4 protein-coding genes are annotated in these 5,884 nt (G+C 60.8%); 2 read left to right on the top strand and 2 right to left on the bottom strand.

Translation table 11 applies throughout. From position 1 onward, the window contains the following. Positions 1-167: 167 nt before the first annotated feature. A complete protein-coding gene (locus EN984_RS19720; protein ID WP_127271626.1) occupies positions 168-2,219 on the top strand; it encodes a lytic transglycosylase domain-containing protein in 2,052 nt (683 codons plus the stop codon). Positions 2,220-2,516: 297 nt separating this feature from the next. Then, positions 2,517-3,416 (top strand): alpha/beta hydrolase, encoded by a 900-nt coding sequence (locus EN984_RS19710; RefSeq protein WP_127269279.1) that lies wholly within the window; start codon positions 2,517-2,519, stop codon positions 3,414-3,416. A gap of 60 nt (positions 3,417-3,476) precedes the next feature. On the opposite strand, the gene EN984_RS19705 is transcribed toward EN984_RS19710, so the two are convergent. Both EN984_RS19705 and EN984_RS19700 read right to left on the bottom strand, forming a co-directional pair. Then, the gene (locus tag EN984_RS19705; protein ID WP_127269280.1) at positions 3,477-4,571 is read right to left on the bottom strand and encodes a site-specific integrase; all 1,095 of its coding nucleotides are present in this window, start codon (positions 4,569-4,571) and stop codon (positions 3,477-3,479) included. Positions 4,572-4,809: 238 nt separating this feature from the next. Next, positions 4,810-5,884 (bottom strand): porin (locus EN984_RS19700; RefSeq protein ID WP_164753566.1); only part of this gene is annotated, 1,075 nt, incomplete at its 5' end.

Raw genomic sequence — 5,884 nt, 5'->3', positions numbered from 1 at the left:
CCATAGTCTCGACATGGTTGCGCGGCAAGCATTGCCATGGTGCCAGCAAGCGCAATTCGAACGGCCTCGCTAACCCTTTGTTTACGAGCTCTTCACGACCTAAGTTTAGGCTTCGAGGCATCTTCGCCTGCTTGGGGAATGCCAGGACAAGGAAAGACTTAAGGATCATGCCGGGCGGTCGGTCTCATATTCTCGCGCTGCTTGGCGCCACGCTCGCGCTGATGCCGGGCATGGCGATCAGCGGTAGCGTGGACGTACGGGTCACCTCAGCCATTCCGATGCCAGGCGCGGCAATTGCGCTGCCAGACCTGCAGGATAGGACGCGACAGGCGCCCTTGCCTGACGTCGCCCCCCTGAAAAGCGGGCTGGATGCGTTGGCGGCGGGCGATAGTCCCCGCGCTCGTGGAGTGCGCAATGCCCTTCCGGCTCAGTCGCTCGACCAGCATATCCTTGCCTGGGCGATCGCGCTTTATGGCGGCGACAAGGTTCCGAGCGGCGATATCACTGCTGCGGCCAAGATGCTGCCCAATTGGCCGGGCACCGTCGCCCTGCGCAGGAACAGCGAGCGCGCACTCTATCGCGAGAACCCTGCCCCCGACATCGTTATCAGGGCGTTCGACGGCAGCCAGCCGCAGACATTCGAAGGTGTGATGGTTCTTGCCCGCGCCTATGTGGCGTCAGGCAATATCAAGGCGGCACGTTCGGTGCTGTCGCCCTTCTGGCGCACCGCGATCCTGGAGGCCAGGGACGAGGCGGCGCTGATCAAGGAATTCGGCAGCTTGATCCCGGCCACCGACCACCGTTTTCGCATGGAGCGCATGTTCTATGCCGACCGCGCGAATTCCGCCTTGCGCGTCGCCGGCCTGGCCGGCGCCCAGCAACTCGCCGAGGCCTGGGCGGCGGCCGACAAAGGCGACAAGAACGCGCCCAAGCTGCTGAAGGCCGTGCCGGCAATGCAACGTTCGGCCGGCTACTTCTTCGCGCAGGCCGAATATCTGCGCAAGCAGGAGGATTTTGCCGGGGCCGCCGCCATTGTGATGCAGGCGCCGACCGATCGCGACGCTCTCGTCGATCCGGATGCCTGGTGGGTCGAGCGCCGGGTGTTGTCGCGCGAACTGGTAGACCAGGGCGACATGAAGACCGCGTACAAGATCGTCGCCACACACGCCGCCGAAAGTGCCGCCAATGCGGGAGACGCCGAATTCCATGCTGGCTGGTATGCGCTGCGCGGCCTGAACGACCCAAAAACCGCGGCCAGTCATTTCGCTCGCATCGCGGACCTCGCCCAGGGGCCGATGACGCTGTCGCGCGCCTATTACTGGCTCGGCCGTGCCGCGGAAGTCGGTGGTCCGGGCAATGCAAAGGACTATTTTGCGCGCGCCGCTGCCTATGGCACGACATTCTACGGTCAGCTTGCCGCCGAACGCGTGGGCCGGCAGGCGCTGAACATCGCCTACCCCTCGCCAAGTGCAGCCGACCGGCAGAATTTTGCCGGCCGCGAGGCCGTCAGCGCCATCAAGCGGCTGCAGGAGGCGGGCTACGACCGCTATGCCGAGACGCTCTATCGCGACCTTGCCGGGCAGTTGACCAGTCCGGGCGAACTGGCGCTGCTGGCTGTCCTTGCGGAAAAGCAAGGGAACCATTTCATGGCGCTGAAAATCGGCAAGATCGCCGGGGCGCGTGGCATCGATGTCGGCGCATTGTCGCATCCGCTCGGCGTCATTCCCGATTCGGCCGACATTTCCGGCTCGGGCAAGGCCCTGGCCTATGCGATCGCCCGTCAGGAAAGCGAATTCAACATCGGCGCCGTGTCCAGCGCCGGCGCGCGCGGGCTGCTGCAGCTGATGCCGGGAACCGCAAGGCAACTGGCGAAGAAGGCCGGGCTGCAGTTTTCGCAAACACGGCTGACCACCGATGCCGGCTACAATGCGACGCTTGGCTCAGCCTTCCTCGGCGAACAGCTCGATCGCTTCAACGGCTCCTACGTGCTGACCTTCGCCGGCTACAATGCCGGCCCCAACCGAGCCAGCCAGTGGGTGGCCAGATATGGCGACCCGCGCGGCAAGGACATCGACGCGGTCGTCGACTGGATCGAGCGGATTCCCTACACGGAAACAAGGAGTTACGTTCAGCGCGTGATGGAGAATTACGAGGTCTACAAGATGCGTATTTCGGGCAAATACGACATTGTCGGGGATCTGGTGAACGGGCGGAGTTGAGGGGATAAGGACAGGCAAGCCAAAGGCTGGCGCTCTACGGCGCCCCCCTCTGTCCTGCCGGACATCTCCCCCTCAAGGGGGGAGATTGGATGTCACCTCGGCTTTCGCCAATTGTCAGCGTCAAAGAAATCGCGCCGCCAATGAAGCCACTGATCTCCCTCCTTGAGGGGGAGATGTCCGGCAGGACAGAGGGGGGCGCTGTCACTCCAACGTCTCCAAGATGGCATCCTTCTATTTGACCATCCCTACCCTCGCCTGTAGCAGTCGGGATGATCCGGTCAGGGGAACCCCTTTCAAATGTCAAACGACCCAGGCTTCTCCGACTTCTTCTACAGCGCACCGGATGGGCTGAAGCTCCATGCTCGCATCTACGGTGAGGCCAATAGCGGATCCTGGCCGGTTGTCTGCCTGCCTGGCCTGACCCGCAACGCCAGGGATTTTCACGAGCTGGCGCTCTATCTGTCGACGCATGCGGCAACTCCGCGCAAGGTAATCGCCTTCGACTACCGTGGGCGCGGGCAGTCAGCCTATGATCCCGACGCCAAAAACTACAATGTCGGCGTGGAGGCTGGCGACATCCTAGCCGGGCTGACGGCGTTGAACATCGGAGAAGCGGCCTTCATCGGCACCTCGCGCGGCGGGCTGATCATCCATGTGCTCGGGATGATGCGGCCATCGGTCCTGAAAGCCATTGTTTTCAACGACATCGGACCGCTGATCGAGACGGCCGGACTTGCCCATATCCAGTCCTATCTCGAGCGCGACCCGGCACCGAAAACCCGCCCAAAGGCAATTGCCGCCCAGCGCAGCGTGCATGGCGAAGACTTCTCCGCCCTTGCCGGCGCCGACTGGGACCGGATGATATGGGCTCTCTACCGCGAAACGGATGATGGGCTGATGCCGGATTTCGATCCGAAGCTGGTGGATACCGTGGCGAGCCTCGATCTGACGCAGAAGCTGCCTGATCTATGGCCTCAATTCGAGGCGTTGGCCGCCATCCCGTTGCTCGCCATACGTGGTGCCAATTCGAGATTGCTGTCCATAGACACGCTCAACCAGATGAGAGAGCGCCATTCCATGATGGAGACGATCACTGTCGAGGGCCAGGGCCATGCGCCATTCCTCGAGACCGGCAGCCTACCGGGCGACATAGCCGCTTTTCTCGACCAAGCCGAGCGGAAGAATATCCCGAAGTAAATCCCATGACCAAACAAGGTCACGGGATAGCTATGATAGTATAGGTGGAGATTCTTTAGCCTACTTGGCCTTTGAACTTTTCCGAGCCGCTTTCGGCGACTCCTTTGCGGCGGCGGCTGCCTCATCCTTCTTTTTCCGCTCTGCCGTCGGCGACGAAGGCGTCGTCACGGGCGAAGAAAACACGGAGCCTTCAGCGCGATTGCCGCCCGGCTGAGTCGATCGAGGTGTTTCCAGCACGATGACACAGCCATCGAGATCGTTGGTGGCCAGATGCGCGTAGCGCATGGTCATCGACAACGTCTGGTGGCCGAGCCACATCTGCACGCGCCTGATGTCGATGCCGCCCTGGACAAGGCGCGAGGCGCAGGTATGGCGCAGTATGTGCGGCACCACCTGGTCGTCTGCGCCAAGTCCGACTTCGGCCTTCGCGTCGTTCCAGATGGCACGAAACTGTGCCTGGCTAAGCTTTGTGAACGGTCCCTTGGGCCGACGGCCTTCGGTGGGCGGCAGTTTGATGACCTCCTTGACCCGCTCGGTCATCGGAATGGTGCGGCTGCGGCCGGATTTGGTGATCCAAAAGGAGACGCGATGCTCCTGGATATCGTTCCAGATCAGCCCAAGCGCCTCGCCGAGACGGCATCCGGTGTCGACCAGGAAGACGGAAAGCCTGTAGGCATCCTCGCTGCGGCTCTTGATGGCGGCGAACAGGCGCGCCTCTTCGTCCCTTTCGAGGAAGCGAATCCGACCCGCCCGCTCCTTCTGGCGGCGGAACTCGGGCAGGCTGTGGATATCTCCCATCTTGTGAGCCTTGCGCAGCAGTTTGCTGAGGGCAGCCATCTTTCGATTGATGGTTGCGTTGCTGTTGCCGCGCTGGCGCAAGGTGCCGATAAGGTTGTCCAGGGTACTTTGGTCAAAGGCGCTGAAACGCTCCCCAAGGAGGATCTCGTCTATTTCGCCGATGAACGAGCTGACATTATACTTATGCCGCCCATCATCCCATAATATGTCCCGATATGCTGAAAAAAGATCTCCGACCCGATGCGACTTTACTTCTCTAATCTTATTGTAGGTGTATCGAATCTTCGGACTTTGAGAAGAAAACATCGAAAAATGATCAGAGGACTCGCCCTCTTGAATCGCTTCGTTCGTCATCATTTGCCACACCCCCGAGTGGGATAGGTCAGCCCTACCCGCTTGGAAGCGTCCTTTCAAGAGATTTTAATCACGCAGTTGTGATTTCATCCGCCCATCAGCGGATCCCACGAAACCACTCCACGGATTTATTCAGCTACCGTTACCCCCATCCTTCTGTTTGCCTTGATCCAGTCGCGAAAACAAAAACAGCCCGGGCGTTGTGCGCCCGGGCTGGATTTCACCTGTAAGGAACCAGCCCTTAGAACGAGCGCTGGAAGCGGAGGATACCGCCGATGTTGCTTTCCTTGTCGGCGCTGGTCCAGTTGGACGCAGGGTAGCTGCCGGCATTGAGGTAGTCGACTTCGGCCGTGATCGTGAAGCCTGGAACCACGTCGTAAGCGATGTTCGCCGCGATGCCGAGGTTTTCGTCTTCATCATACGACACCTGGGCGTTGAACGAGGTCTTCTCGTTGAACTTGTAGGTGCCACCGCCCCAGACTGCCCAGTTGCCGCCCCAGAGCTTGTACATGCCGCGGCCACCGGCCGGGAGAGCATAAGTGCCGTCATTGTAGTTGTCGTCGGTGCCGTAGCCACCCATGATGAACAGCGAGAGTTCGTTCGAAACGTTGACGTCCAAGCGAACCTTGCCAGCGACTTCTTCATAGTTGCTGTCATACGACACAACGCCGGTGATCGCGCCCCAACCCTGCGTCCACTTCACACCGCCGACGACATGCGGAACGTAGCTGTCGATCGTGAAGTCGCCATAGCCTTCTTCGAGCGAGACGACGGCCGAGAAGCCGTTGCCTGCATCGAAGTAGTACTGGATGACATTGGTGTCGAAGCCGCCGTAGGGGACCAGCGTATCCTGGATGACGTTGCCGGCATAGCCGATGAACGTATCGAAGGCCGATTCGTCTTTACCGACACGGAGACCACCGAGCTGGATCCAGGCGAAGTTCAGCGAGACGCCCTTGTTGTAGGCGTTGCCAGAGTAGGTGTCGTCGCTAAATCTCGTGTTGCCGAAGTTGAAGCGGGTTTCGGTGTAGGTCTTCAACGTGCCGAGCTCGGTTTCCTGGCCGGTCCAGGTCTTCAGCGTGAAGCGGGCGTTCTTCTGCCAGGTATCGTTGACTTCACCGTCTTCTTTGTCCCGGGCCCAGGCACCATCGAACGAGCCGACGTCGCCAGCGCCGATATCATAACGGACATAGCCGCCGATGCGCAGGCAGGTTTCGGTGCCGGGGATGTAGAAGTAGCCAGCGCCGTAGACGTCGCAGATCTTGACGTATTCAGCGGGTTCCGGCTCGGCGACGACGACGGCGTCGGCGGCGCGC

This window comes from Mesorhizobium sp. M7A.F.Ca.CA.004.12.1.1, assembly GCF_003997835.1.
Lineage (GTDB): Bacteria > Pseudomonadota > Alphaproteobacteria > Rhizobiales > Rhizobiaceae > Mesorhizobium.
The sequence above is the reverse complement of the archived record's forward strand: the minus strand, read 5'-3'. Positions and strand labels throughout refer to the sequence as shown.